Source organism: Pseudomonas sp. TH10, from assembly GCF_016651255.1.
GTDB lineage: Bacteria > Pseudomonadota > Gammaproteobacteria > Pseudomonadales > Pseudomonadaceae > Aquipseudomonas.
Map to the genome: position 1 here is coordinate 1 of NZ_JAEKEG010000141.1, position 25,301 is coordinate 25,301.

The 25,301-nt window shown below is 59.2% G+C and carries 11 protein-coding genes and 8 pseudogenes; 11 read left to right on the forward strand and 8 right to left on the reverse strand.

Annotated elements, in window-relative coordinates; genetic code table 11:
- The 4 genes and pseudogenes from JFT80_RS19860 to acnA all read right to left on the reverse strand — a co-directional run.
- A pseudogene (locus JFT80_RS19860) lies at positions 1-560 on the reverse strand (tyrosine-protein kinase); the annotation flags it as partial.
- 222 nt (positions 561-782) lie between these two features.
- A complete protein-coding gene (locus JFT80_RS19865) occupies positions 783-1,229 on the reverse strand; it encodes a low molecular weight protein-tyrosine-phosphatase (RefSeq protein WP_201149021.1) in 447 nt (148 codons plus the stop codon).
- A 211-nt stretch (positions 1,230-1,440) separates the two neighbouring features.
- Positions 1,441-2,232 (reverse strand): CPBP family intramembrane glutamic endopeptidase, encoded by a 792-nt coding sequence (locus JFT80_RS19870; RefSeq protein WP_201149022.1) that lies wholly within the window; start codon positions 2,230-2,232, stop codon positions 1,441-1,443.
- A 276-nt stretch (positions 2,233-2,508) separates the two neighbouring features.
- Positions 2,509-5,249 (reverse strand): annotated as a pseudogene (acnA, locus tag JFT80_RS19875) (aconitate hydratase AcnA).
- 222 nt (positions 5,250-5,471) lie between these two features.
- Between acnA and rlmM the strand changes: the two are divergent.
- Together rlmM and tusA are read left to right on the forward strand one after the other, a co-directional pair.
- Entirely contained in the window at positions 5,472-6,545 is a 1,074-nt protein-coding gene (gene rlmM / locus JFT80_RS19880; protein WP_201149023.1) for a 23S rRNA (cytidine(2498)-2'-O)-methyltransferase RlmM, read from the forward strand.
- A gap of 336 nt (positions 6,546-6,881) precedes the next feature.
- Entirely contained in the window at positions 6,882-7,133 is a 252-nt protein-coding gene (gene tusA / locus JFT80_RS19885) for a sulfurtransferase TusA (protein ID WP_045062389.1), read from the forward strand.
- A gap of 1,111 nt (positions 7,134-8,244) precedes the next feature.
- On the opposite strand, the pseudogene JFT80_RS19890 reads toward tusA, so the two are convergent.
- Positions 8,245-9,643, reverse strand: a pseudogene (locus tag JFT80_RS19890) (MATE family efflux transporter).
- Between the two features lie 371 nt (positions 9,644-10,014).
- Between JFT80_RS19890 and pdxB the strand changes: the two are divergent.
- A pseudogene (gene pdxB, locus JFT80_RS19895) lies at positions 10,015-11,155 on the forward strand (4-phosphoerythronate dehydrogenase PdxB).
- A 174-nt stretch (positions 11,156-11,329) separates the two neighbouring features.
- Here pdxB and JFT80_RS19900 read toward each other — a convergent pair.
- Positions 11,330-11,509 (reverse strand): PA1571 family protein, encoded by a 180-nt coding sequence (locus JFT80_RS19900; protein WP_201149024.1) that lies wholly within the window; start codon positions 11,507-11,509, stop codon positions 11,330-11,332.
- 235 nt (positions 11,510-11,744) lie between these two features.
- Here JFT80_RS19900 and JFT80_RS19905 point away from each other — a divergent pair, with 235 nt between their 5' ends.
- Entirely contained in the window at positions 11,745-13,520 is a 1,776-nt protein-coding gene (locus tag JFT80_RS19905; protein ID WP_201149025.1) for an ABC transporter transmembrane domain-containing protein, read from the forward strand.
- Positions 13,521-13,699: 179 nt separating this feature from the next.
- Positions 13,700-14,157 (forward strand): annotated as a pseudogene (locus JFT80_RS24575) (transposase).
- Between the two features lie 88 nt (positions 14,158-14,245).
- On the opposite strand, the gene JFT80_RS19915 reads toward JFT80_RS24575, so the two are convergent.
- Entirely contained in the window at positions 14,246-16,174 is a 1,929-nt protein-coding gene (locus JFT80_RS19915) for a transglycosylase SLT domain-containing protein (protein WP_201149027.1), read from the reverse strand.
- Positions 16,175-16,388: 214 nt separating this feature from the next.
- Here JFT80_RS19915 and JFT80_RS19920 point away from each other — a divergent pair.
- Positions 16,389-18,309: pseudogene (locus JFT80_RS19920) on the forward strand (ATP-binding cassette domain-containing protein).
- A 168-nt stretch (positions 18,310-18,477) separates the two neighbouring features.
- Here the strand turns inward: JFT80_RS19920 and JFT80_RS19925 are convergent.
- A pseudogene (locus tag JFT80_RS19925) lies at positions 18,478-18,919 on the reverse strand (universal stress protein).
- A 103-nt stretch (positions 18,920-19,022) separates the two neighbouring features.
- Here JFT80_RS19925 and JFT80_RS19930 point away from each other — a divergent pair.
- From JFT80_RS19930 to topA, 5 genes and pseudogenes are all read left to right on the forward strand, one after another.
- Positions 19,023-19,460, forward strand: coding sequence for a hypothetical protein (locus JFT80_RS19930; protein WP_201149028.1), 438 nt, complete (start codon positions 19,023-19,025; stop codon positions 19,458-19,460).
- Positions 19,461-20,004: 544 nt separating this feature from the next.
- Positions 20,005-22,152, forward strand: a complete 2,148-nt coding sequence (gene fadB, locus JFT80_RS19935; RefSeq protein WP_201149029.1) for a fatty acid oxidation complex subunit alpha FadB — start codon at positions 20,005-20,007, stop codon at positions 22,150-22,152.
- Between the two features lie 32 nt (positions 22,153-22,184).
- The gene (gene fadA / locus JFT80_RS19940; RefSeq protein ID WP_007910465.1) at positions 22,185-23,360 is read left to right on the forward strand and encodes an acetyl-CoA C-acyltransferase FadA; all 1,176 of its coding nucleotides are present in this window, start codon (positions 22,185-22,187) and stop codon (positions 23,358-23,360) included.
- A gap of 99 nt (positions 23,361-23,459) precedes the next feature.
- Complete coding sequence (locus JFT80_RS19945; RefSeq protein ID WP_201149030.1) at positions 23,460-23,696, forward strand: DUF1653 domain-containing protein; 237 nt, start codon at positions 23,460-23,462, stop codon at positions 23,694-23,696.
- Between the two features lie 114 nt (positions 23,697-23,810).
- A pseudogene (gene topA, locus JFT80_RS19950) lies at positions 23,811-25,301 on the forward strand (type I DNA topoisomerase); the annotation flags it as partial.

A 25,301-nucleotide genomic window follows, 5' to 3' on the forward strand; every position in this document is an offset into this window, starting at 1 on the left:
TCCAGTGACAGTGCGATAATGCCGGATTCTTTGCCGCGCTCGGTTGCTGATACATCATCCTGATACTGGAGGATTGTATTGAGGCGGCGCTGTTTGGTTACATTGAAAATTCCACCAATGTTCGCGTTAATTTTAGCTACTTGAAGTTTAAATCCGTTTTGTTCAATTTTTTCGCCAGCTTGACCGTTCAAGATTACTTCATTGTCATCGTTGAGTAGGGTAAAGCTATTATTTCCTTCTGCACGCAGCTTTAAGCTTTTTCCAAAATAGTCATCCGGCACTTCCAATTGGAAAATGTCCAGCTTGTCTCCTCCCCATGTATAGCTGTTTAAGCCAAACAATGGTGAAGCAACCTCGTTTTCACTCAAGGGATTAAAGCGGCGGCTCAGGAAATGACCAATCAGCGGAAAGTAGTTTGGCTCAATTACGATATCGAGTTTGAGGTTCTCCACTGCTTTACCAAGAACGGCCCGGGATTTAAGTAGCTCGATCTCGGTAACCGCCGGAGAGGTACCACCGAACATCTCGCTCATTTCACCCATGCCGCCAAGAGCAGCCATACCGCCTTTTTTCTCCTCTACCTGCACAAGCGCATTAGCTTGATAAACAGGGTAGAAAGGAGGGCGTAAGCAACGCCTACTGCGCAAAAAATGCAGTTATGCCGATAATAATCCACTTGCTATCGATCAAAGTGCCGAATAGCGCGAGCAGATCGATGTTTTCATCGTCGTCGCTGTGATCCTGAATAGGTAGGCTGTTTTGGCTTGGCATGCGGGGTACTTTTACAAGAGGTGATTATAATTTTGCGACCAGCTGTCGACGCCTTGCGTCATCAACTGGTAGACGTGTTCGAATGCGACTTTCTGCTGGCGGTACGGGTCGGGAATTTCCTGGTTGTTCTGCCACTTGCCTAGCAGGAACGTCTTTCCGCGTACTTCCGGGGCCATTCGCGCGATGCTGTCCACGTGGCGCTGTTCCATGGTCAGTATTACATCGGCCTGTTGCAGCATTTCTCGAGTCAATTGCCGACCTTTATGGTCTGGCAGGTCGCCGCCGTGCTCGCGCAGGACTTCCAGCGCGGTGGCGTCCATGGATTTGTCCACGAGGGCGCCGAGGCCGGCTGAGCTTACGTCGATGCCGCGATGGGCCAGCTTGCTTTTAAGCAGGGCTTCTGCGGTGGGGCTGCGGCAGATGTTGCCGATGCATACAACCAGGATTTTATTGAACATAGGGCTGCGCAGGTTACGGAAACGAGTGTGGTGACCGCACGGGCAGCAGGAGGAGGGGGATGGAATTCCTTTCCAGCGCAACAGTACGGCCTTCTCCGGTGCACTAATGCTGCCGGGGCCATTTTAAAAGCGTGCACTCTAGTGGCGTAGGGGGAGGGTCAAGGCTCTGTAGGAACTTTCTGTCATACGGGCGTTCGGTTGACTGCCCTGGCTATCCCGCCAACATTGGGTAGGTGAACAACCCGAAGTGCAGCAGGTTTAACCCGAAATGCGTGGCGATGGCGGCGGCCAGTCCGCCGAAGCGGTAGGCCAGGCCGTAGCCGATGCCGGCCAGGGTTGCCAGCAACACCCACTGCCAGCCTGCGCCCGAGTGCGCCAGCCCGAAAACTGTTGCAGCAAGTAACACGGCGAGGTGTTCGCCGTACGGCAGGTGTTTGAGTCGTTGGCTCAGGCCGCCCTGTATATAGCCGCGGAACAGGGCTTCTTCTACCAGGGTGACTAATAGCAGGTTGTTGAGGAGCCAGATGCGCGCGACGTCGGGCCATTTGGGGGCCCATTCGATGATGCCCAGCAGCCAGGCGCAGGCGAAGGTGGCGAGTGCGGTGAGGGTCAGGGCGATGGCGCTGGTTTTCAGGGTTGGGCTGAAGGCGCGTTGGGCGATGAGCCAGGGGCAGGCGAGCAGGAGCCAAAAACCGAGCAGGGGTTTGTCGAGGTTGAGGTACATCGAGAAGGGTACGGCGTTTTCGCTGAAGCGTTGGGACTCGATGACCTGGGCGTTATGGAAGCCGGGCAGGTAGTGGAGGGCCAGGGCTATTGCGATGAGCACGAACAGGCTGTGGCCGAGGTAGCGGGCGTAGCGGTGGTTTTGGGGTTGGACGGCGAAGCCGGCTAGCAGGAGCAGGGTGATGGGGATGCTGGCCTGTAGGGACAGTTGACCGTAGGTGAGCGCCAGGACGTAGCCGGCGGTGAGCATAGTGAGGTACGGCCAGGGGAGGCGGAGCATGGGGTCGTCCTTGGTGGGGGCTTCGCTGGTTTGGGTATTTAGGCAGATGTGGGGGAGGGGCAATCCGTGCTGGAGGGATAGTTGTCAGGGGGCGTGGTGAGAGGAGGTTTTGGGATTTTTTGGTGGGGTATGGGTGTTGAGGGGTGGGATTGGAGGTTGTGGTGGTTGTTAGATCGCTATCGCGGGCGAGCCCGCTCCCACAGGGGATTTGTGGTGTTGGTGGTGTTGGTGGTGTTGACGTTGGTGTTGGGGGGATTTTTGATCCCCCCGCTTGGGTTATGAGGCTATTAGTTGGCGCAGGACGTAGTGCAGGATGCCACCGGATTTGAAGTATTCGACTTCGTTCAGCGTATCGATCCGGCACAGCACATCGACCTTCTCGCGGCTGCCGTCTTCACGGGTGATCACCAGCGGGAGGTTCATTCGCGGCGTCAACTCGACCCCGGTCAGCCCCTGAATCTCGAAGGTTTCCTTGCCGGTCAGGTTGAGGCTCTTGCGGTTCTGATCGAGTTTGAACTGCAACGGCAACACGCCCATGCCCACCAGGTTGGAACGGTGGATCCGCTCGAAACTCTCAGCGATCACCGCTTTGACACCGAGCAGATTGGTGCCCTTGGCCGCCCAGTCGCGGCTGGAACCGGTGCCGTATTCTTGCCCGGCAATCACCACCAGCGGCGTGCCCGAGGCCTGATATTTCATGGCCGCGTCGTAGATCGCCAGTTTCTCGCCGGTCGGAATGTAGATCGTGTTGCCACCTTCTTCACCACCGAGCATTTCGTTACGAATACGGATATTGGCAAACGTGCCGCGCATCATTACTTCGTGGTTGCCGCGACGTGAGCCGTAAGAGTTGAAGTCCCGTGGTTCCACGCCTTTTTCGCGCAAATAATGCCCGGCCGGGCTGTCAGCCTTGATGTTGCCGGCAGGGGAGATGTGGTCGGTGGTCACCGAGTCGCCGAGCAGGGCCAGCACCCGCGCACCTTTGACATCCTTTATCTCTGGCAACGGGCCGGAGATGTCATCGAAAAACGGTGGATGCTGGATGTAAGTCGAATCGTCTTGCCACACATAAGTCGCCGCTTGTGGCACTTCGATGGCTTGCCACTGTTCATCACCGGCAAACACTTCGGCATATTCCTTGTGGAACATCGCCGTGCTGACCTGGCTGACGGCGTCAGCGATTTCCTTGCTGCTCGGCCAGATGTCACGCAAGTACACCGGATTGCCCTGTTGATCATTACCCAGCGGTTCACTGCTGATGTCAGTGCGCACGCTACCGGCTAGCGCATAAGCCACCACCAGCGGTGGCGAGGCCAGCCAGTTGGTTTTCACCAGCGGATGCACACGACCTTCAAAGTTGCGGTTGCCGGACAGTACCGACGCGACGGTGAGGTCGGCTTTCTGGATGGCTTTTTCGATCGGCTCCGGCAACGGCCCGGAGTTGCCGATACAGGTGGTGCAGCCGTAGCCCACCAGTGAAAAACCGAGCTGGTCGAGGTATTGCGTCAACCCCGCAGCCTTGTAGTAATCGGTGACCACTTTTGAGCCTGGCGCCAGCGAGGTTTTGACCCACGGTTTGCGGGTCAGGCCTTTTTCCACAGCCTTTTTCGCCAGCAGCCCGGCGGCCATCATTACGCTCGGGTTGGAGGTGTTGGTGCACGAGGTGATGGCGGCGATGACCACGGCGCCGTTTTTCAGGCGATAGGTGTGGCCGTCGTATTCGTAATCGGTTTCGCCCACCAGGTCGGCGTTGCCCACGGCCACACCACCGCCGCCTTCACTTTCCAGGCGACCTTCTTCTTTACTGGTCGGTTTGAATTGCAGATCGATGAAGTCGCTGAAAGCTTGCGGCACATTTGGCAGTGAGACACGGTCTTGCGGGCGTTTTGGCCCGGCGAGGCTGGCTTCGACGCTGGACATGTCCAGGGCCAGGCTGTCGGTGAACACCGGTTCCTGACCGGGTAGACGCCACAGACCCTGGGCCTTGGTGTACGCCTCGACCAGTTTGACGGTTTCTGGCGGGCGGCCCGAGAGGCGCAGGTAGTCCAGGGTCACGTCGTCGACCGGGAAAAAACCGCACGTCGCGCCGTATTCCGGCGCCATGTTGGCGATGGTTGCGCGGTCTGCCAGCGGCAGATCAGCGAGGCCGTCACCGTAGAATTCGACGAATTTGCCGACCACGCCTTTTTTGCGCAGCATTTGCGTGACCGTCAGCACCAGATCGGTGGCGGTAATGCCTTCTTTAAGTTTGCCGGTGAGCTTGAAGCCGATCACTTCCGGAATCAGCATCGACACCGGTTGCCCGAGCATCGCCGCTTCCGCCTCGATCCCGCCGACGCCCCAGCCGAGTACGCCGAGGCCGTTGATCATGGTGGTGTGCGAGTCGGTGCCGACCAGGGTGTCGGGGAAGGCATAAGTGCGGCCGTCTTCCTCCTTGGTCCACACGGTGCGGCCGAGGTATTCGAGGTTGACCTGGTGGCAGATGCCGGTGCCCGGCGGCACCACGCTGAAGTTGTCGAAAGCACTTTGGCCCCAGCGCAGAAAGGCGTAACGCTCGCCGTTGCGCTGCATCTCGATGTCGACGTTCTGCTCGAACGCACTCGGGCTGGCGAATTTGTCGACCATCACCGAGTGGTCGATCACCAGATCAACCGGCGACAGTGGATTGATGCGCTGTGGATCACCGCCGGCCTTGGCCATGGCGGCGCGCATGGCGGCCAGGTCGACCACGGCGGGGACGCCGGTAAGTCTTGCATCAATACGCGGGCCGGGCGGTACTGGATTTCCCGATCGGAGCGATGCTCCTTGAGCCAGGCCGCAATGGCCCTGAGATCGGCGCCGGTGACAGTTTTTTCATCTTCCCAGCGCAGCAGGTTTTCCAGCAAAACTTTCAGCGACATTGGCAGTTTGTCGATGTTGCCAAGGGACTTCGCGGCATCCGGCAAGCTGAAATAGTGGTAGGTCTTGTCGTCGATTTTTAGCGTTTTAAGGGTTTTCAGACTATCGAGGGACGGCATTACGATCACTCCTTTGAATCCGCACGGCTACGGATTGAGGGGACGAATAGAGCTTTAAACCTAGCCCTGTTTTAGGTAGCTGGCTAATAACTGGACTCTATGGGCAAGTCCAAGGTTCCGACATCGGCTATCATGCGCCGGTTTTCGTGACAGGTTTTGCTGCAACGCAAGGCTTGAGCATCGCGCAGGGGCCGAATGTCCGCCCTCTGCCCAGGAGTAAGAATGAACACCCTATTCATGCATTGCCGGCCAGGTTTCGAAGGCGAAGTCTGTTCGGAGATTTCCGACCTCGCCGCTCAACTCAACGTGGCCGGCTACGCCAAGGCCAAAGCGGCCACCGCTTGCGCCGAGTTTGTCTGCACCGAAGAAGATGGCGCCGAGCGCCTGATGCGCAGTCAGCGTTTCGCCGAGCTGATCTTCCCGCGCCAATGGGCGCGCGGAGTGTTTATCGATCTGCCGGAAACTGACCGTATCAGCGTGATCCTCGCGCACATGGCCGAATTTCCGCTGTGCGGCAGCCTGTGGCTGGAAGTCGTTGACACCAACGACGGCAAAGAACTGTCGAACTTCTGCAAGAAATTTGAAGGCCCGCTGCGCAAGGCCCTGACCGGCGCCGGCAAACTGGTCGACGACGCCAACAAGCCGCGTCTGTTGCTGACCTTTAAAAGTGGTCGCGAAGTGTTTCTCGGTATGGCCGATGCGGGCAACTCGGCAATGTGGCCGATGGGCATTCCGCGCCTGAAGTTCCCGCGTGAGGCGCCCAGTCGTTCGACGTTGAAGCTGGAAGAGGCCTGGCACCACTTCATCCCGCGTGATCAGTGGGATGAGCGTTTGCACAGCGACATGACCGGCGTTGACCTCGGTGCCGCACCGGGTGGCTGGACCTGGCAACTGGTCAATCGCGGCATGCTGGTGACCGCGATCGACAACGGCCCGATGGCCGAAAGCCTTATGGACACTGGCCTGGTGCAACACTTGATGGCCGATGGTTTTACCTTCAAGCCCAAGCAGCCGGTGGACTGGATGGTCTGCGACATCGTCGAGAAACCCGCACGTAACGCGGCGATGCTCGAAGAGTGGATCGGCGAGGGGCATTGCCGGGAGGCAGTGGTCAACCTGAAACTGCCAATGAAGCAGCGTTATGCCGAAGTGAAACGCCTGCTTGAACGCATTGCCGACGGCTTCAAGGCGCGCGGAATCAAGGTTGATATCGGCTGCAAGCAGCTGTATCACGACCGCGAAGAAGTCACCTGTCATTTGCGCAGGATTGATGTAAAGAAGCCCAAATCCCGCTAACCCCACACCCCCGTAGGAGCTGCCGAAGGCTGCGATCTTTTGATCTTGATCTTCAGCAGCCTTAAAAGCCCAAAAGACCGCAGTCCCCGTAGGAGCTGCCGAAGGCTGCGATCTTTTGATCTTGATCTTCAGCAACCTTGAAAGCCCAAGATCGCGCACCGTAGGAGCTGCCGAAGGCTGCGATCTTTTGATCTTGATCTTCAGCAACCTTGAAAGATAAAGATCACGATCAAAAGATCGCAGCCTTCGGCAGCTCCTACGGGGGAGCGTGTTATGCCACAGATGACCGAACACCCGACATTGCGCGACAATGTCGGCCAGTTTCAGGAGTGAATCATGAGTGAAATGCTTGATACGCCGGTCGACGGCACCCTCGACGCCACCGGCCTCAACTGCCCGGAACCGGTGATGATGTTGCACCAGCACATCCGTGACCTGGTGCCTGGTGGTCTGCTTAAGGTGATTGCCACCGACCCGTCGACCCGCCGTGATATTCCCAAGTTTTGTGTGTTCCTCGACCATGAACTGGTCGGCCAGCATGAAGAGGCGGGGACCTACCTCTACTGGATCCGCAAGAAACTCGCTTAAGCCTGGATGAGCACCTTGTGGGAGCTGGCTTGCCAGCGATAGCGATGGTGAATGTGGCACCGTCATCGCTGGCAAGCCAGGCTCCCACAGGGCGCGCGGGTGTTTGTTGGATTATGCAACGCTACGAACCTGTGGGAGCTGGCCTGCCAGCGATAGCGATGGTGAACGTGGCACCGTCATCGCTGGCAAGCCAGGCTCCCACAGGGGCGCGCGGGTGTTTGTTGGGTTATGCAACGCTACAAACCTGTGGGAGCTGGCTTGCCAGCGATGGCGATGGTGAATGTGGCCCGTCATCGCTGGCAAGCCAGGCTCCCACAGGGCGCGCGGGTGTTTGTTGGGTTATGCAACGCTACAAACCTGTGGGAGCTGGCCTGCCAGCGATGGCAATGGTGAATGTGGCACCGTCATCGCTGGCAAGCCAGGCTCCCACAGGGCGCGCGGGTGTTTGTTGGGTTGTGCAACACCACAAACCTTTGGGAGCTGGCTTGCCAGCGATGGCGATGGTGAATGTGGCTCCGTCATCGCTGGCAAGCCAGGCTCCCACAGGGCGCGCGGGTGTTTGTTGGGTTGTGCAACACCACAAATCTGTGGGAGCTGGCCTGCCAGCGATAGCGATGGTGAATGTGGCACCGTCATCGCTGGCAAGCCAGGCTCCCACAGGGGCGCGCGGGTGTTTGTTGGGTTATGCAACGCTACAAACCTGTGGGAGCTGGCTTGCCAGCGATGGCGATGGTGAACGTGGCACCGTCATCGCTGGCAAGCCAGGCTCCCACAGGGCGCGCGGGTGTTTGTTGGATTATGCAACGCTACAAATCTGTGGGAGCTGGCTTGCCAGCGATAGCGATGGTGAATGTGGCACCGTCATCGCTGGCAAGCCAGGCTCCCACAGGGCCCGCGGGTGTTTGTTGGATTATGCAACGCTACAAATCTGTGGGAGCTGGCTTGCCAGCGATAGCGATGGTGAATGTGGCACCGCCATCGCTGGCAAGCCAGGCTCCCACAGGGCGCGCGGGTGTTTGTTGGGTTGTGCAACATCACAAATCTGTGGGAGCTGGCTTGCCAGCGATAGCGATGGTGAATGTGACACCGTCATCGCTGGCAAGCCAGGTTCCTACAGGGTGATCCGGATGCGCTTGCGTGCGCTGCGAGTCAGGCGGACCGACAGCATCAACGCCGCGCAGCTCAGGCCGACGATCAGGCCCTGCCACAAACCACTCGGGCCGCGTGGTTCGCCAAGCCAGTCGGTCAGGCCGAGGGCGTAACCCACCGGCAAGCCAATGCCCCAATAAGCGAACAGGGTCAGGATCATCGTCACGCGAGTGTCCTGATAACCGCGCAGGGCGCCGGCAGCGGTGACCTGGATCGCATCGGAGAACTGGAACAGCGCCGAATACACGATGAGCATCGCCGCGATGTGAATCACGGTCGGGTCAGCGGTGTAGATCGCCGCAATCGGCTCGCGCAGCAGCAACATCATGCTGGCCGAAATGCACGCATACGCCAGCGCGGTGCCCATGCCGACGCCCGCAGCGAACCTTGCTTCGCGCGGTTGCTCGCGCCCCAGCGCCTGGCCGACGCGCACGGTCACCGCCATGCCCAGCGAGTACGGAATCATGAACACCAGCGAGCTGACGTTCAGCGCAATTTGATGGCCGGCCACCACCGTCGCGCCGAGGCTGCCGATCAGCAGGGCGATCACCGCGAAAATGCTCGACTCGGCAAACACCGCGATGCCAATCGGCAGACCAATCGACAGCAGGCGTTTGATCACCGCCCATTGCGGCCAGTCGAAACGGCTGAACAGTTCGCTCGAACGATAAGCCGGCGCCCAGCGCTCATAACCGGCCAGACCCAGCGCCATCACCCACATCACGATCGCCGTGGCCCAGCCGCAGCCAACGCCGCCCATGGCCGGCACGCCGAAGTGACCGTAAATGAAGATGTAGTTCAGCGGAATGTTCAGCGCCAGACCGCAAAGACCCAGGACCATTGCCGGACGGGTACGACCGATGCCGTCACTGGTGCAGCGCAGCACGTGATAAAACGCCACCGCCGGCAAGCCGCTGGCGATACCGTGCAGGTACTGCATGCAGGGGCCGATCAGCTCGGGATCGACTTTCATCAAGTGCAGCACCGGTTCGGCGGCGACCAGCATGGCGGTCGCGATCAGTCCGACGACCAGGGCCAGCCACAAGGCCTGACGGACAATCGGACCGATTTCGCTGTGCGTACCGGCGCCGTATCGCTGGGCGACTTTCGGTGTGGTCGCCAGCAAGGTACCGGTCATCAGCAGAAACACCGGCACCCAGATCGAGTTGCCCAATGCCACTGCCGCCAAGTCTTTGGGCCCGACGCGCCCGGCCATCACGGCGTCGACGAAACCCATCGCCGTGGTGGCCAGCTGCGCGATCATGATCGGCAGGGCCAGGCCCAGCAGGTTTTTCAGCTCCAGACGCACCCGGGCCGGGCGGGTGAGGGGTGGTAGAGGCGTGGTCAGTGGCGGAATTCAAGGCGTAACGTCCAAAGGTATTGATGCGCGAGGCGGGGCATTCTACGCGTTGACGCAGTGGTCAGGAAAATAGCTATGTTGGGGATTTGTAATTGCACAAAAACCGTTCCCTCATCCCACCACGTTCCCCCGTAGGAGCTGCCGAAGGCTGCGATCTTTTGATCTTGATCTTCAGCAACCTTGAAAGATCAAGATCAAGATCACGATCAAAAGATCGCAGCCTTCGGCAGCTCCTACCGGGGTGGTTTGAATGTCGTGGGATCAACGTCAAAAGATCGCAGCCTTCGGCAGCTCCTACGGGTAGGCGGGGATAGGTGCTAGGCGATGGGTGGCTTCTGCGCCTACACTGCCGATCCCCCAAAGGAGCCCACCATGCTGATCGTTGCCGACGAAAATATCCCGCTACTCGATGCCTTTTTCGAATCCTTCGGTGAGATCCGCCGGGTACCGGGGCGGTCGATCGATCGCGCTACCGTTGAACAGGCCGACGTGTTGCTGGTGCGCTCCGTGACCAACGTCAACCGCGCTTTGCTCGAAGGCAGCAAGGTGCGGTTTGTCGGGACCTGCACCATCGGCACCGATCACCTTGACCTGGACTACTTCCAGCAAGCTGGCATCAGCTGGTCGAGCGCTCCCGGCTGCAACGCCCGGGGCGTGGTCGACTATGTGCTGGGCAGCCTGTTGACCCTGGCCGAGATCGAAGGCGCGGACCTCAAGCAGCGCACTTATGGCGTGGTGGGGGCCGGTGAAGTGGGCGGTCGCCTGGTTGAAGTGCTGAAGGGCCTGGGCTGGAACGTGCTGGTCTGCGACCCGCCGCGCCAGAGCGCTGAGGGCGGTGATTTTGTCAGCCTGGAGCAGATCATCGAGCGCTGCGATGTCATCAGCCTGCACACCCCCTGAAAAAACACGGCGCGCAGTCCACCTGGCACCTGTTCGACCGCGATCGCCTGAATCAGCTCAAACCTGGCACCTGGCTGATCAACGCCAGCCGCGGCCCGGTGGTCGACAACGCCGCCTTGCGCAACGTGCTGCTGCAGCGCGAAGACCTGCAGGCGGTGCTGGATGTCTGGGAAGGTGAGCCGGAGGTGGATGTGGCGCTGGCGGACCTGTGCGTGTTGGCCACGCCGCACATTGCCGGTTACAGCCTAGATGGCAAGCAGCGTGGGACGGCGCAGATCTATCAGGCTTACTGCGAATTTATTGGCCAACCGGCGAGCATCCAGCTCAGTGAATTGCTGCCGGCGCCGTGGTTGTCGGAAGTTTCCCTGCACGCCGACAGCGATCCGGCCTGGGCGCTGGCGATGTTGTGTCGTGGCGTGTACGACCCGCGCCGCGATGACGCGGATTTTCGCCGCAGCCTTGTAGGCAATGTCGCTGAACAGCGTGCGGCGTTTGATGTGCTGCGCAAGCATTACCCGTTGCGCCGGGAGATTGATGGGCTGCAGGTGCGGGTTGAGGGGAGTCGGTGGAGTTGCATAAGATCGTGGCGGCGTTGGGGGCTGCGGCACTCTGACGACCGTATTGGCCCCATCGCGGGCAAGCCCGCTCCCCCAGGGTTAATGCGCTTTCAAAATTGCCGCGGGACCTGTGGGAGCGGGCTTGCCCGCGATAGCCACACCACCCACCTCAAACAGCACCCATAAAAAACCCGGCCAAAAGGGGCCGGGTCAGGAAGACGGTGGCTATATCACTTTTGTTCGGCAGGCTTGACCAATCGCTTCTCCAGTTCGCGGCAGGCGTCCTGGATCATGTCTTCAGTGATCGGTACTTCACGGCCCTGCTCGTCGATAATCGAGCAACCCAGAGTCTGGCCGGGCTTGGTGCGGATCACTTCAATCTTGTCATCGCTGCGGTGTTGCAAGGACATGGCCTGTCTCCTCATCAGGTTGTATTGATAGATTAAAACCGCCACGTGACCAGGCTGTGACAACGCCTTTCGGTCTGTCCCGTACGGTCACTCCAGTCCAGCAGAAATGACCGCTCGTCTCAACCGGGACGTTAGACCAATAGCAACTATGGCCTAGTCTTTGGGGGCATATTTAACCTGACTCATTGTGATTTACACAAGTTCCCTTCAAACCACCGCGCCGTGGCGCACCTGGATGATTTTGATGCTTTCTGCCCGTCACCGCCGTGCCATTCGCCTGACCAGCCGTTTTCTCGCACCGTACCGCTGGCCAGCGCTCGGCGCGTTGTTGGCGTTGATTGCCACGGCGGGCATCACCCTGTCCATGGGGCAGGGCATTCGACTGCTGGTGGATCAGGGGTTCATGACCCAGTCACCGCATCTGCTCAATCAATCCATCGGCCTGTTCATGTTGCTGGTTGGGGGCTTGGCGGTCGGCACCTTTGCGCGTTTTTACCTGGTGTCGTGGATCGGCGAGCGGGTGGTCGCCGACATTCGCCGGCAGGTGTTCAACCACCTCGTCTACCTGCATCCCGGTTTTTATGAGGACAACCGCAGCTCCGAGATCCAGTCGCGCCTGACGGCCGACACCACTTTGCTGCAATCGGTGATCGGCTCTTCGCTGTCGTTGTTCCTGCGTAATTTGTTGATGGTGATCGGCGGGGTGATCCTGCTGTTCATCACCAACCCCAAGCTCACCAGCATCGTGGTGGTCGCCTTGCCGCTGGTGATTGCGCCGATCTTGATCTTCGGTCGCCGGGTGCGCAGCCTGTCGCGCATGAGCCAGGACCGTATCGCCGACATCGGCAGCTACGTGTCCGAAACCCTGGGCCAGATCAAGACCGTGCAGGCCTATAACCATCAAGTGCAGGACGAGCAGCGGTTTGCCGTGACCGTGGAGCAGGCGTTCGAGACCGCCCGCAAGCGGATCTTCCAGCGCGCCTGGCTGATTACCCTGGTGATTGTGCTGGTGCTGGGGGCGGTGGGCGTGATGTTGTGGGTGGGCGGCATGGACGTGATTGCCGGGCGGATTTCCGCGGGCGAGCTGGCGGCTTTCGTTTTTTACAGCCTGATCGTCGGCAGCGCGTTCGGCACCTTGAGCGAAGTGATTGGCGAACTGCAACGCGCCGCTGGCGCCGCCGAGCGCATTGCCGAGTTGTTGCGTTCGCAGAACATCATCCAGGCGCCGACCTCGGGCCTGGTGACCTTGCCCGAGCGGGTCGCCGGCGATCTGGTGCTGGAGGATGTGCGTTTTTCCTACCCCTCGCGGCCGGACAGCTACGCGGTCGATGGCCTGAGCCTGACCATCCATGCCGGCGAAACCCTGGCCCTGGTCGGGCCTTCGGGGGCTGGCAAGTCGACGGTGTATGACCTGCTGCTGCGCTTCTACGACCCCATCGCCGGGCGCATCCTGCTCGACGGCGTGCCACTGACCCAGCTCGACCCCCTGGACCTGCGCCGCTGTTTCGCGCTGGTCTCGCAGAACCCGGCGCTGTTTTTCGGTAGCGTTGAAGAGAACATCCGCTATGGCCGGCCGGACGCCACCCTGGCCCAGGTGCAGGAAGCGGCGAAAATCGCCTATGCCCACGACTTCATCGAACAGATGCCCGACGGCTACCAGACCCACCTCGGCGACGGCGGCCTGGGCTTGTCCGGCGGCCAGCGCCAACGCCTGGCCATCGCCCGCGCGCTGCTGGTGGACGCCCCCATCCTGTTGCTCGACGAAGCCACCAGCGCCCTCGATGCCCAGAGCGAACACCTGATCCAGCAGGCGCTGCCCAGCCTGATGAAAAACCGTACCACCCTGGTCATCGCCCACCGCCTGGCCACGGTGAAAAACGCCGACCGCATCGCGGTGATGGATCAGGGCAAATTGGTCGCCGTGGGGACGCATCAGGAGCTGATCGCAGGAAATGCGCTGTATGCGCGGTTGGCGGCGTTGCAGTTCAGTGATGGGCATGACGGGGCGTGAATGTGTGGCAGTGGCTCACCCATTACTGACCCGGTACCGGCTAAGTAACCGACTAAGTAACCGACCAAGTAACCGACCAGGTATCGGCACTCGGAAATATGCAGAAATTGCGCAGATCAGCGGCTTTAAATCGCTGGGCTAACCTTGAGTAATCTGCATGTTTCAGGGAGGGCAACGGAATGCCCATCGCCGCAAATGGATGTCGCCTGCGTAGGTCCAGATTTTCTGAGCAGGGTCGTATTTATCTGCTGACAGCAGTCACTCATCAGCGTCAGCCGGTGTTTGCTGACTGGCGCTTGGGCCGCCTGTTGGTGGATCAATTGCGCTGCGCCGATGAGGGGCGGCGATCAGTTCCATGGCATGGGTTGTGATGCCGGATCACCTGCATTGGCTGATTGAGCTTAAGCACGGGACGCTCGCGGAGTTGATGTGTCGCATCAAGTCCAGGAGCAGCCGTTCGATCAATCTGCTGCGTGGAGATCAGGGGCGAGTGTGGCAGAGGGGGTATTACGACCGAGCGTTGCGGCGTGACGAAGACATCAAGGGGGCGGCGAGGTACATCGTCATGAATCCGTTGCGGGCGGGGTTGGTTCGGCGGGTTGGTGATTATCCGTTGTGGGATGCGATTTGGGTTTGAAGATCAGGATCAAAAGTCAAAAGATCGCAGCCTTCGGCAGCTCCTACGGGGGCACCGCTGCGATCTCTTGATCTTGCTTCAATAAATCTTATTGATCGTCAAAGTAGCGTTCGTGCCAATCCACCAGCGGCTGCGGCGAGTTGAGTTTCTGGCCGTAGATCACCGAGTACGACAGCACGTTCTGCACGTACTGACGGGTTTCGTCGAACGGGATGCTTTCTACCCACACGTCGAAGCTCAAGTGATCGGCGCCTCGCAGCCATTGACGTACACGGCCGGGGCCGGCGTTGTAAGCGGCGGAGGCGAGAACGCGGTTGCCGTTGAACTGGCTGTGTACCTGGCTCAGGTAAGCGGCGCCGAGCTGGATGTTTTTGTCCGGATCGAGCACCTGCTGCGGCGAGGCCAGCGGGATGCTGAACTTGCGCGCGGTTTCCTTGGCGGTGCCGGGCATCAACTGCATCAGGCCGCTGGCGCCGACGCCGGAGCGTGCGTCGTCCATGAAGGCGCTTTCCTGGCGGGTGATGGCGAACACCCAGCTCGAATGCAGACCGCGCACCTTGGCTTCACGCACGAGGGTTTCGCGGTGGGCCATCGGGAAACGGATGTCCAGATCGTCCCAGTATTGCGCCTGGCTGATGGTGCGGATCGCCGGGAAGTACCATTTCAGGTCGTAGGCGAGCTTAGCCTGGGCAACCATTTCGTCACGGTTGAAGTGGCGGCTGACGTGGTACCACTCGCGGCGACCGTCGACGATCTGCCCGCGGGCATGAAACTCCAGCGCGCGGCGAACGCCAGGTGTATTGCGCACTTTGTTGATCAGCGCCTGGCTGAGCACCAGTGGCTTGTTGTTCAGCGAATACGGCGATTGCGAACGGTCGGCGGCGAGGAAACCGTAGAAGTCGCGCTCGCGGGCGAGGTTTTTGTACAGGGTCTGCGCCTCTGGATTCTGTGGCTGCGCCAGTTCCAGACTGCGTGCCTGCCAGTAGCGCCAGCGGTTGGTGGTGGCCAGATCCTGCGGCAGACGTTTGGTCAGTTGATAGGCATCGTCCCAGCGAGCCAGGCGCAGCAGCAGGCGCAAGCGCCATTCCGAAACAGTGTTGTCGCGAAGCTCGGGGTCGTATTTGGTCATCACGTCCAGCGCGCGGCTGTCGAAACGTCGCGCCAAGGTCAAGCCGATTTCCCGGGCAATCGCGACTTTTTCATCGCGGGAAAAATGCATGCTGCTGGCATAGCCGTCGAGCAGCGCCATGGCCTTGTCCGGATCCTGGCGGGCGAGGCGGCGCAGGCCAAGGCTGACCACGTCGGACATCGGTTCATCGCCTGGAGTAAAGCGTGAAGGCTGGTTGAGCAACTCGGGTTTTTGCGCGACATCGACCAACAGGCGACCGCGTGGGGCGAGGGTGGTCAAGCCGTTGACCAGGCTGTTGGCCAACGGATAGTTGCGCGCTTGAGCGGCAAGCTTGGTGCGTTCCCAGCGTTTCTGTTCGGTCAATTGGCCATCAGCGGCCCAGACGCCGAACAGCGCATCACAGGCGGCGGGCTGTGATTTACCGGTCAGCCAGAGCTTTTCGGCGTTGGCATAACCTTCGGCTTTATGGTTGCTGCTGATCTGGTATTGCGCATTGAGGCAGTCCAGTTCAGTGAAGTTGAGTTTCGGGTCGTAATATTTGACGAAGGTCGCCCAGTCGCCACGGTCGGCGAGCCAGCGCAACCAGCGCAACTTCATCCAGTTGGCCTGAGGCAGATCGCCGTGTTCAGCGAGGAATTTCTCGATTTCGGCGTTGCTCGCGCTTTTCAGGCGCGCGGTCAGCTCGTCGTAGGCCAGATACGGCTCCAGCGGATAATCGGCCAGGGCCTGGCTGTAACGGAAGTACGGGCCGGTATCGCCTTTGGCGAGGGCGCGCTTGGCTTCATCGTAATACTGGCGTTGGGTGGACAGGTCCACCGCCTGGGCGGATTGAACGGCAGCGGCGGTAAGTAGCAAGCAGGACAAAACACTGAAAAGGCGACTGCGCATGAGACATCCGGGCAGAGAAATCATGACAAGTGCCGACCTCGGTCAGCACTGAATTGTCTGTAGCTTAGCCTTTTGCCAGCAAGCGGCGAAAGCTTTGCGGGCCTCTTGGCACAAGTTCGCAACAAATGTTGTGCAGAGTGCTTCCACAGACAAATTGGCGGCCTGTTGATGCCCTAACTCAGGTAGAATGCGCGCCCGGTTTTTGGAGAAGCTCATGACCCTGCTCAAATTCAGCGATGTGTCCCTTGCTTTCGGCTCTACGCCGTTGTTGGACAAGGTGTCCTGGCAGATCGCCCGTGGAGAGCGGGTGTGCATCATCGGCCGCAACGGCACATGGCAAGTCCAGCATGATGAAGCTCGTCAAGGGCGACCAGAAGCCGGATGACGGCTCCGTTTGGCGTGCCCCCGGCCTCAAGATTGGCGAATTGCCGCAAGAATTGCCGGTAGCCGACGAGCGGACCGTATTCGACGTGGTGGCTGAAGGCCTGGACGGTGTTGGCGAGCTGCTCGCGCAGTATCACCACCTGAGCCAAAACATCGTCACCGACGCCGACCTGGACAAGCTGATGCACGTCCAGCACGACCTCGAAGCCCGTGACGGCTGGCGCTTGCAGCAACTGGTCGACAGCACCCTGAGCCGCCTGCAACTGCCGGCCGACAAGACCCTCGCGCAGTTGTCCGGCGGCTGGCGTCGTCGCGTACTGCTGGCGCAGGCGCTGGTGTCCGAGCCGGATCTGCTGCTGCTCGACGAACCCACCAACCACCTGGACATCGGTGCAATTGCCTGGCTCGAAGAAGCGCTGAAAGATTTCCAGGGCGCTGTGCTGTTCATCACGCACGACCGTTCCTTCCTGCAAAACCTTGCCACGCGCATCCTCGAACTGGATCGCGGTGGCCTGATCGACTGGAACGGCGACTACGCCAGTTTCCTCGTGCACAAAGAAGCCGCACTGGCCGCTGAAGAAACCGCCAACGCGCTGTTCGACAAGAAGCTGGCCCAGGAAGAAGTCTGGATCCGTCAGGGCATCAAGGCGCGTCGCACCCGTAACGAAGGCCGCGTCCGCGCCCTGAAAGCCTTGCGCGTTGAGCGTAGCGAGCGTCGTGAGCGCACCGGCAAGGCCAACATTCAGTTGGACACTGCCGACAAGTCCGGCAAGCAGGTGATGGTCCTCGAGAACGTGAGTTTCGCGCACCCGGGCGGCCCGTTCCTGATCAAGGATTTTTCGATGGTCCTGACGCGCGGCGACCGTATCGGTCTGCTCGGCGCCAACGGTACCGGCAAGACCACGCTGCTGAAATTGATGCTCAACGGCCTGCAGCCTACCAGCGGCACCGTGGAGGAGGGCACGCGCATCGACGTGGCCTACTTCGACCAGTTGCGTCATCAGCTGGACCTGGAAAAGACCGTGATCGACAACGTGGCCGAAGGCCGCGACTTCATCGACATCGACGGCCAGAGCCGCCACGTGCTGAGCTACCTGGGCGACTTCCTGTTCAGCCCGCAGCGTGCCCGCACGCCGGTCAAGGCGCTGTCGGGTGGTGAGCGTGCGCGTCTGTTGCTGGCCAAATTGTTCAGTAAACCAGCGAACCTGTTGGTGCTCGACGAACCAACCAACGACCTCGACGTGGAAACCCTCGAGTTGCTGGAAGAGGTCCTGCTGACCTTCAACGGCACCGTGCTGATGGTCAGTCACGACCGGGCATTCCTCGACAACGTGGTCACCAGCACCCTGGTCTTCGAAGGTGAAGGCAAGGTTCGCGAATACGTCGGTGGTTATCAGGACTGGCTGCGCCAGGGTGGTTCGCCGCGCCTGCTGGGCGTGACCGAGAGCAAATCGGGTAAAGCCGACCTGACGTCGGCGGTGGTGACTGCCGAGGCGGCGCCTGTGGCTGCTGCGGTTGAAGCGCCAGTGGCGAAGAAGAAACTCAGCTACAAGCTGCAGCGCGAGCTGGAAGCCTTGCCGGGCCAGATCGAAGCCATGGAGCAGCAGATCGCCGCGGTTGAAGCGCAAATGGCCGACAGCGCGTTCTACCAGCGTCCTGCGGCGGAAACCGCAGCGGTGATTGCTCAGCTGGAGCAGTTGCAGGCGGAACTGGAAGTGATGGTGGAGCGTTGGGCCGAGCTGGATGCCTGATTAACCCCGCAATAAAAAAGCCCGGCGTTCAGAGATGAGGCCGGGCTTTCTTATGGAATACGACTACAAGGAGCTGCCGAAGGCTGCGATCTTTTGATCTTGCTTTAAAAAATCAAAATCAAGATCAAAAGATCGCAGCCTTCGGCAGCTCCTACGGGGATTGTGTTGTCAGCTTTTGTTTTGCAGACGCACCGCCAGCACGTCACACGGCGCGCCGTGCAGCACGTCATTGGCCGTGGAGCCCAGCAGCAATGCCAGGCCATGGCGGCCATGACTGCCCACCACGATCATGTCGCAGCCTTTGCTCCTTGGCCAGGTGATGGATTTCCTGGCGCGGTTGGCCGTAGGTCAGGTGGCTGAATTCCTTGGACAGCTCCGGGTACTTGATGATCAACCGGTCAAGTCGCTCGCGGGCCTGGTCAAACTGCTGTTGTTGCAGTTGTGACAGATCCATCGGCACGTCGCCGCCGAACGCCATGGCCATCGGCTCGACGATATGCACCAGGGACAGCTTGGCACCGTTGCTCACCGAGAGCTCGCGGGCGCGGTGGATAACAGGGTCGCACTCTTCAGTCAGATCTACAGCGACCAGGATGTGGTGGTAGGGCATGAGGTGCTCCTCCTGAGGTTTCAATATTGTTAAGTATGGCTGGTTTCAAGCGCATTGGTTCCAAAGTGACACAATGCGCTCACCAAGAATTGGGAGTAGAGATATGACGGTCTGGTTGGTGGTGTCAATCCTGTTGGTGGTTTTAAGTCCGCTGGCTTGGTTGCGTCCATCGCGTGCGCAAAGCGGTCGCATCGCCCTGCGCATGGAGGCACGGCGTATTGGCCTGGCCATGCAACTGGCGCCCCAGGAATGGCCGCATTGGCTCTCTCAAGAGCCGCCGAACCCATGCGCGCAGTACCATCGGCCACGTCGTGGCAAGCAACCGGCATGTTGGACCTGGTGGCAGAAATCGCCGGGCGTGTGGGTCAATCAATGGCAGGAAGTCTGCGAAGACCGTGCGCTGCTCAATCATTTCGAAAAATTGCCGGACAACGTCTTCAAGGTCGAGGCGGATAAGCAAATGATCGCCTTGTATTGGGGCGAGAAGGGCGAAGCCACGGTTTTGCAGGATATCGACGCCACGCTGAAAGCGCTGGCATGAAAACGGTGGCACCCGCGGTGTGACATCCACCGGTGCCATCCACATTTCCCGAGACAATAAAAAGCCCGACATCAACATCGGGCCGGGTTGGCCAGGCAGGCCGGAAAACGGTGTGGGCTGATCTTACGCTTGGCATTCGTCTAAGCGTTGATAAATTTTCCTCCAGGTCCCCGCCAGCGTAGCCTCTTAAACGGAAGCTGCCGCGAATTAGGGCGACTTTTCTAACTATTGATTCTATGAATGGCCACACATGCACCCGCGTGTTGAAGATCTTCGCGTAACGGAAATGACCGCAAAGTCGCATTTGCACCCGTATTTTGGGCGATTGACAATTGTCGGAAATTCCGTGAAGGTGACGTACCCAAATCAAACGGGCGTATGAATTGAGCGTTTGTCTTACTGACCGCTCCTACAGAATCCCGACTATCGCGTTGGCGGGTGTGCCGGGTGGATTGGCGTTAGCATCGACGAAAAAACGTCCTGCCAAGCCATTCGCCTGCGTCCGACGTGTACTGTTCAGCTTCCATATCGTGGAGATCAGTTGATGATTTACGAAGGTAAAGCCATCACGGTTAAAGCTCTTGAAAGTGGCATCGTCGAATTGAAATTCGACCTCAAGGGTGAGTCCGTCAACAAGTTCAACCGTCTAACCCTGAACGAACTGCGTCAGGCGGTAGACGCCATCAAGGCAGATGCTTCGATCAAGGGTGTGATCGTCAGCAGCGGCAAGGACGTTTTCATCGTCGGCGCCGACATCACCGAATTCGTCGAGAACTTCAAGCTGCCCGATGCAGAGCTTGTTGCAGGCAACCTCGAAGCCAACAAGATATTCAGCGATTTCGAAGACCTCAACGTTCCGACTGTTGCCGCGATCAATGGCATCGCTCTGGGCGGCGGTCTGGAAATGTGCCTGGCGGCTGACTATCGCGTCATGTCGACCAAGGCCAAGATCGGTCTGCCGGAAGTTAAACTGGGCATCTACCCAGGCTTCGGCGGTACTGTGCGTCTGCCGCGCCTGATCGGTGTCGACAACGCCATCGAGTGGATTGCCTCCGGTAAGGAAAACCGCCCTGAAGACGCTCTGAAAGTCAGCGCCGTCGACGCCGTGGTTTCTCCGGAGAAGCTTCAGGAAGCTGCCCTTGAACTGATCAAGCGCGCCATCTCCGGCGAGTTTGACTACAAGGCCAAGCGTCAGCCGAAGCTTGAAAAACTCAAGCTGAACGCCATTGAACAAATGATGGCTTTCGAAACCGCCAAAGGTTTCGTGGCCGGTCAGGCTGGCCCGAACTATCCGGCGCCGGTTGAAGCGATCAAGACGATCCAGAAAGCCGCGAACTTCGGTCGTGACAAGGCGCTGGAAGTCGAAGCTGCCGGTTTCGTCAAACTGGCCAAGACTTCTGCTGCGCAGAGCTTGATCGGTCTGTTCCTGAACGATCAGGAACTGAAGAAAAAGGCCAAGGCCTACGACGAAATCGCCAAAGACGTGAAGCAGGCTGCCGTACTCGGCGCCGGCATCATGGGCGGCGGTATCGCTTATCAGTCGGCCTCCAAAGGGACGCCGATCCTGATGAAGGACATCAACGAGCACGGTATCGAGCAGGGTCTGGCCGAAGCCGCCAAACTGCTGGTTGGCCGCGTTGATAAAGGTCGTATGACCGCTGCGAAAATGGCTGAAGTGCTCAACGCCATTCGTCCGACCCTGTCCTACGGCGACTTCGGTCACGTCGATCTGGTTGTCGAAGCTGTGGTCGAAAACCCGAAGGTCAAGCAAGCCGTATTGGCTGAAGTTGAAGGCCAGGTCAAAGAGGACACCATCCTCGCATCCAACACCTCGACCATTTCCATCAGCTTGCTGGCCAAAGCCCTCAAGCGTCCGGAAAACTTCGTCGGCATGCACTTCTTCAACCCGGTGCACATGATGCCTCTGGTGGAAGTGATTCGTGGCGAGAAGTCCAGCGAGCTGGCAGTTGCCACCACCGTTGCCTACGCCAAGAAAATGGGCAAGAACCCGATCGTCGTCAATGACTGCCCGGGCTTCCTGGTCAACCGCGTTCTGTTCCCGTATTTCGGCGGTTTCGCCAAGCTGGTCAGCGCCGGTGTGGACTTCGTCCGTATCGACAAGGTCATGGAAAAATTCGGCTGGCCAATGGGCCCTGCCTACCTGATGGACGTGGTCGGCATCGACACCGGTCACCACGGTCGTGACGTGATGGCTGAAGGTTTCCCGGACCGCATGAAGGATGACCGTCGTTCGGCCATCGACGTGCTGTACGAAGCCAAGCGCCTGGGCCAGAAAAACGGCAAGGGTTTCTACGCTTACGAGGCCGACAAGAAAGGCAAGCAGAAGAAAGTCGCCGATCCATCGGTGCTGGAAGTGCTCAAGCCGATCGTTTACGAGCAGCGCGAAGTCACTGACGAAGACATCATCAACTGGATGATGATCCCGCTGTGCCTGGAAACCGTGCGTTGCCTGGAAGACGGCATCGTTGAAACTGCCGCCGAAGCCGACATGGGTCTGGTCTACGGCATTGGTTTCCCTCCATTCCGTGGCGGTGCGCTGCGCTACATCGATTCGATCGGTGTTGCCGAGTTCGTTGCCCTGGCTGACCAGTACGCTGATTTGGGCGCGCTGTACCACCCGACCGCGAAGCTGCGTGAAATGGCCAAAACCGGCCAACGGTTCTTCGGTTAAGCGTCCCAACTTTTGAGCGAGAGTGAAATTTTATGAGCTTGAATCCAAGAGACGTCGTGATTGTCGACTTCGGTCGTACTCCGATGGGCCGCTCCAAGGGCGGCATGCACCGCAACACCCGCGCCGAAGATATGTCGGCGCACCTGATCAGCAAATTGCTGGAACGCAACGCCAAGGTCGATCCTGCTGAAGTCGAGGACGTGATCTGGGGCTGCGTCAACCAGACCCTGGAGCAGGGCTGGAACATCGCGCGCATGGCGTCGCTGATGACCCAGATCCCGCACACCTCGGCCGGCCAGACTGTCAGCCGTCTGTGCGGCTCGTCGATGAGCGCTTTGCACACTGCTGCACAAGCAATCATGACCGGTAACGGTGACGTCTTCGTCGTTGGCGGCGTCGAGCATATGGGTCACGTGAGCATGATGCACGGTGTCGATCCGAACCCGCACATGTCGCTGTACGCCGCGAAGGCCTCGGGCATGATGGGCCTGACCGCTGAAATGCTCGGCAAGATGCACGGCATCACTCGCGAACAGCAGGACGCTTTCGGCGTGCGCTCCCACCAGTTGGCCCACAAGGCCACTGTGGAAGGCAAGTTCAAAGACGAAATCATCCCGATGCAGGGCTATGACGAGAACGGTTTCCTGAAACTGTTCGACTACGACGAAACCATTCGTCCGGAAACCACCCTGGAAAGTCTGGCGGCCCTCAAGCCTGCCTTTAATCCAAAGGGCGGCACCGTGACTGCTGGTACTTCGTCGCAGATCACCGATGGTGCTTCGTGCATGATCGTGATGTCGGCGCAGCGTGCGCAGGATCTGGGTATCCAGCCGATGGCGGTGATCCGTTCGATGGCAGTGGCGGGTGTGGATCCGGCAATCATGGGCTATGGTCCAGTTCCGGCAACACAAAAAGCCCTGAAACGTGCGGGTCTTGGCATCAACGATATCGACTTCTTCGAGCTCAACGAAGCTTTCGCCGCGCAGGCTCTGCCAGTGCTGAAAGATCTGAAAGTGCTCGACAAGATGAACGAGAAGGTTAACCTGCATGGCGGCGCGATCGCCCTGGGTCACCCGTTCGGTTGCTCCGGTGCCCGTATTTCCGGCACCTTGCTGAACGTGATGAAGCAGAATAGCGGCACCTTCGGGGTGGCTACCATGTGCATTGGTCTCGGCCAAGGCATCTCCACCGTCTTCGAACGCGTTTAAGCGTTACGTTGATGGAAGCCGGGGCCAAGTGCCCCGGTTTTTGTTTTTCTGAAATTTTTTTTATTTTTATTTTGAAAAGATTTGTGCGAGGGCCAAACCATGCCGTTACTACCTGGGCTCTACCAACATTACAAAGGTCCGCAGTACCGTGTATTCAATGTTGCGCGGCATTCCGAGACTGAAGAAGAAGTGGTCTTTTACCAAGCCCTGTATGGCGATTACGGCTTTTGGGTGCGTCCTCTGAGTATGTTTCTCGAGTCGGTCGAGGTTGACGGCGAGCAGGTGCCGCGCTTTGCTTTGGTGCAAGCCGAACCGAGCCTTTTTTCCAAGCCATAAGGCGAGTGCGCACAGAACCCTGTGCTTGACCTCACCTTGTATCAACTATATATAGCGGTGCCGCGTCAGGCGCCAACCGCCTTTCACTTCTAGAATTCAGGAATTTTCTGATCCATGGGCAAATCGCTGGTCATTGTGGAATCCCCGGCTAAGGCCAAGACCATCAACAAGTATCTGGGTAACCAATACGTGGTGAAGTCGAGTATCGGCCATATCCGAGACCTGCCCACCAGCGGTTCGGCTAGCGCCAGCAAAGAGCCAGCCGCCAAGCGCGGCAAGGCTGCTGCGGGCGAAGGTCCGGTGCTCTCGCCGAAAGAGAAAGCGCGCAAGCAGCTCGTCTCGCGTATGGGTGTCGATCCCGATCATGGCTGGAAAGCCAAGTACGAGATCCTCCCGGGCAAAGAGAAAGTCATCGAAGAGCTGCGCCGGCTCGCCAAAGATGCTGACACCATCTATCTCGCAACCGACTTGGATCGCGAGGGGGAAGCCATTGCCTGGCACCTGCGCGAAGCCATCGGTGGTGATGACAGCCGCTACAAGCGCGTGGTGTTTAACGAAATCACCAAGAAGGCGATTCAGGAAGCGTTCTCCCAGCCGGGCGAACTGGACATCGATCGTGTCAACGCTCAGCAGGCGCGTCGCTTCCTCGACCGCGTTGTGGGTTACATGGTTTCGCCGCTGCTGTGGGCGAAGATCGCCCGTGGCCTGTCTGCCGGTCGTGTGCAATCGGTTGCCGTTAAGCTGGTGGTCGAGCGTGAGCGCGAAATTCGTGCGTTCAACCCTGAAGAATACTGGGAAATCCACGCCGACCTCGGCACCGCCAAAGGGCGCCACCGTACGTTTCGAAGTGGCTCGCGAAAAGGGCGAGGCCTTTAAACCGCTCAACGAAGCCCAGGCCATGGCCGCGCTGGAGAAGCTCAAATCTTCCAGCTACAGCATCGTCAAGCGCGAAGACAAGCCAACCAGCAGCAAGCCGTCTGCGCCCTTCATCACGTCCACTCTGCAACAGGCCGCGAGTAACCGCCTGGGCTTCGGCGTGAAGAAAACCATGATGATGGCCCAGCGTCTGTATGAAGCCGGCTACATCACTTATATGCGTACTGACTCGACCAACCTCTCGGCCGATGCCGTGACGATGGCGCGTGCTTATATCGAAGACGAGTTCGGCAAGAAGTACCTGCCGGAAACGCCAAACGTGTACAGCAGCAAAGAAGGCGCACAAGAGGCTCACGAAGCGATTCGTCCGTCCGACGCCAACACCATTCCGAGCAAGCTGGCGGGCATGGAACGTGATGCCGAGCGTCTTTACGAGCTGATCTGGCGCCAATTCCTCGCTTGCCAGATGCTGCCGGCGCAATACTTGTCGACGACGGTCAGCGTAGGTGCTGGCGACTTCGAGCTGCGCGCCAAGGGCCGCATCCTCAAGTTCGACGGTTACACCCGCGTCATGCCGCAAATTGCCAAGCCTGGCGACGACGACGTTCTGCCTGATATGGCGCAGGGCGACGTGATGAAGCTGATCAAGCTTGATCCAACGCAGCACTTCACCAAGCCGCCGGCGCGTTACTCTGAAGCCAGCCTGGTTAAAGAAATGGAAAAACGCGG

Coding starts and splice junctions, on each gene's coding strand:
- JFT80_RS19865 (WP_201149021.1), bottom strand. CDS start 1,229: ATGTTCAATAAAATCCTGGTTGTATGCATCGGCAACATCTGCCGCAGC.
- JFT80_RS19870 (WP_201149022.1), bottom strand. CDS start 2,232: ATGCTCCGCCTCCCCTGGCCGTACCTCACTATGCTCACCGCCGGCTAC.
- rlmM (WP_201149023.1), top strand. CDS start 5,472: ATGAACACCCTATTCATGCATTGCCGGCCAGGTTTCGAAGGCGAAGTC.
- tusA (WP_045062389.1), top strand. CDS start 6,882: ATGAGTGAAATGCTTGATACGCCGGTCGACGGCACCCTCGACGCCACC.
- JFT80_RS19900 (WP_201149024.1), bottom strand. CDS start 11,509: ATGTCCTTGCAACACCGCAGCGATGACAAGATTGAAGTGATCCGCACC.
- JFT80_RS19905 (WP_201149025.1), top strand. CDS start 11,745: ATGATTTTGATGCTTTCTGCCCGTCACCGCCGTGCCATTCGCCTGACC.
- JFT80_RS19915 (WP_201149027.1), bottom strand. CDS start 16,174: ATGCGCAGTCGCCTTTTCAGTGTTTTGTCCTGCTTGCTACTTACCGCC.
- JFT80_RS19930 (WP_201149028.1), top strand. CDS start 19,023: ATGACGGTCTGGTTGGTGGTGTCAATCCTGTTGGTGGTTTTAAGTCCG.
- fadB (WP_201149029.1), top strand. CDS start 20,005: ATGATTTACGAAGGTAAAGCCATCACGGTTAAAGCTCTTGAAAGTGGC.
- fadA (WP_007910465.1), top strand. CDS start 22,185: ATGAGCTTGAATCCAAGAGACGTCGTGATTGTCGACTTCGGTCGTACT.
- JFT80_RS19945 (WP_201149030.1), top strand. CDS start 23,460: ATGCCGTTACTACCTGGGCTCTACCAACATTACAAAGGTCCGCAGTAC.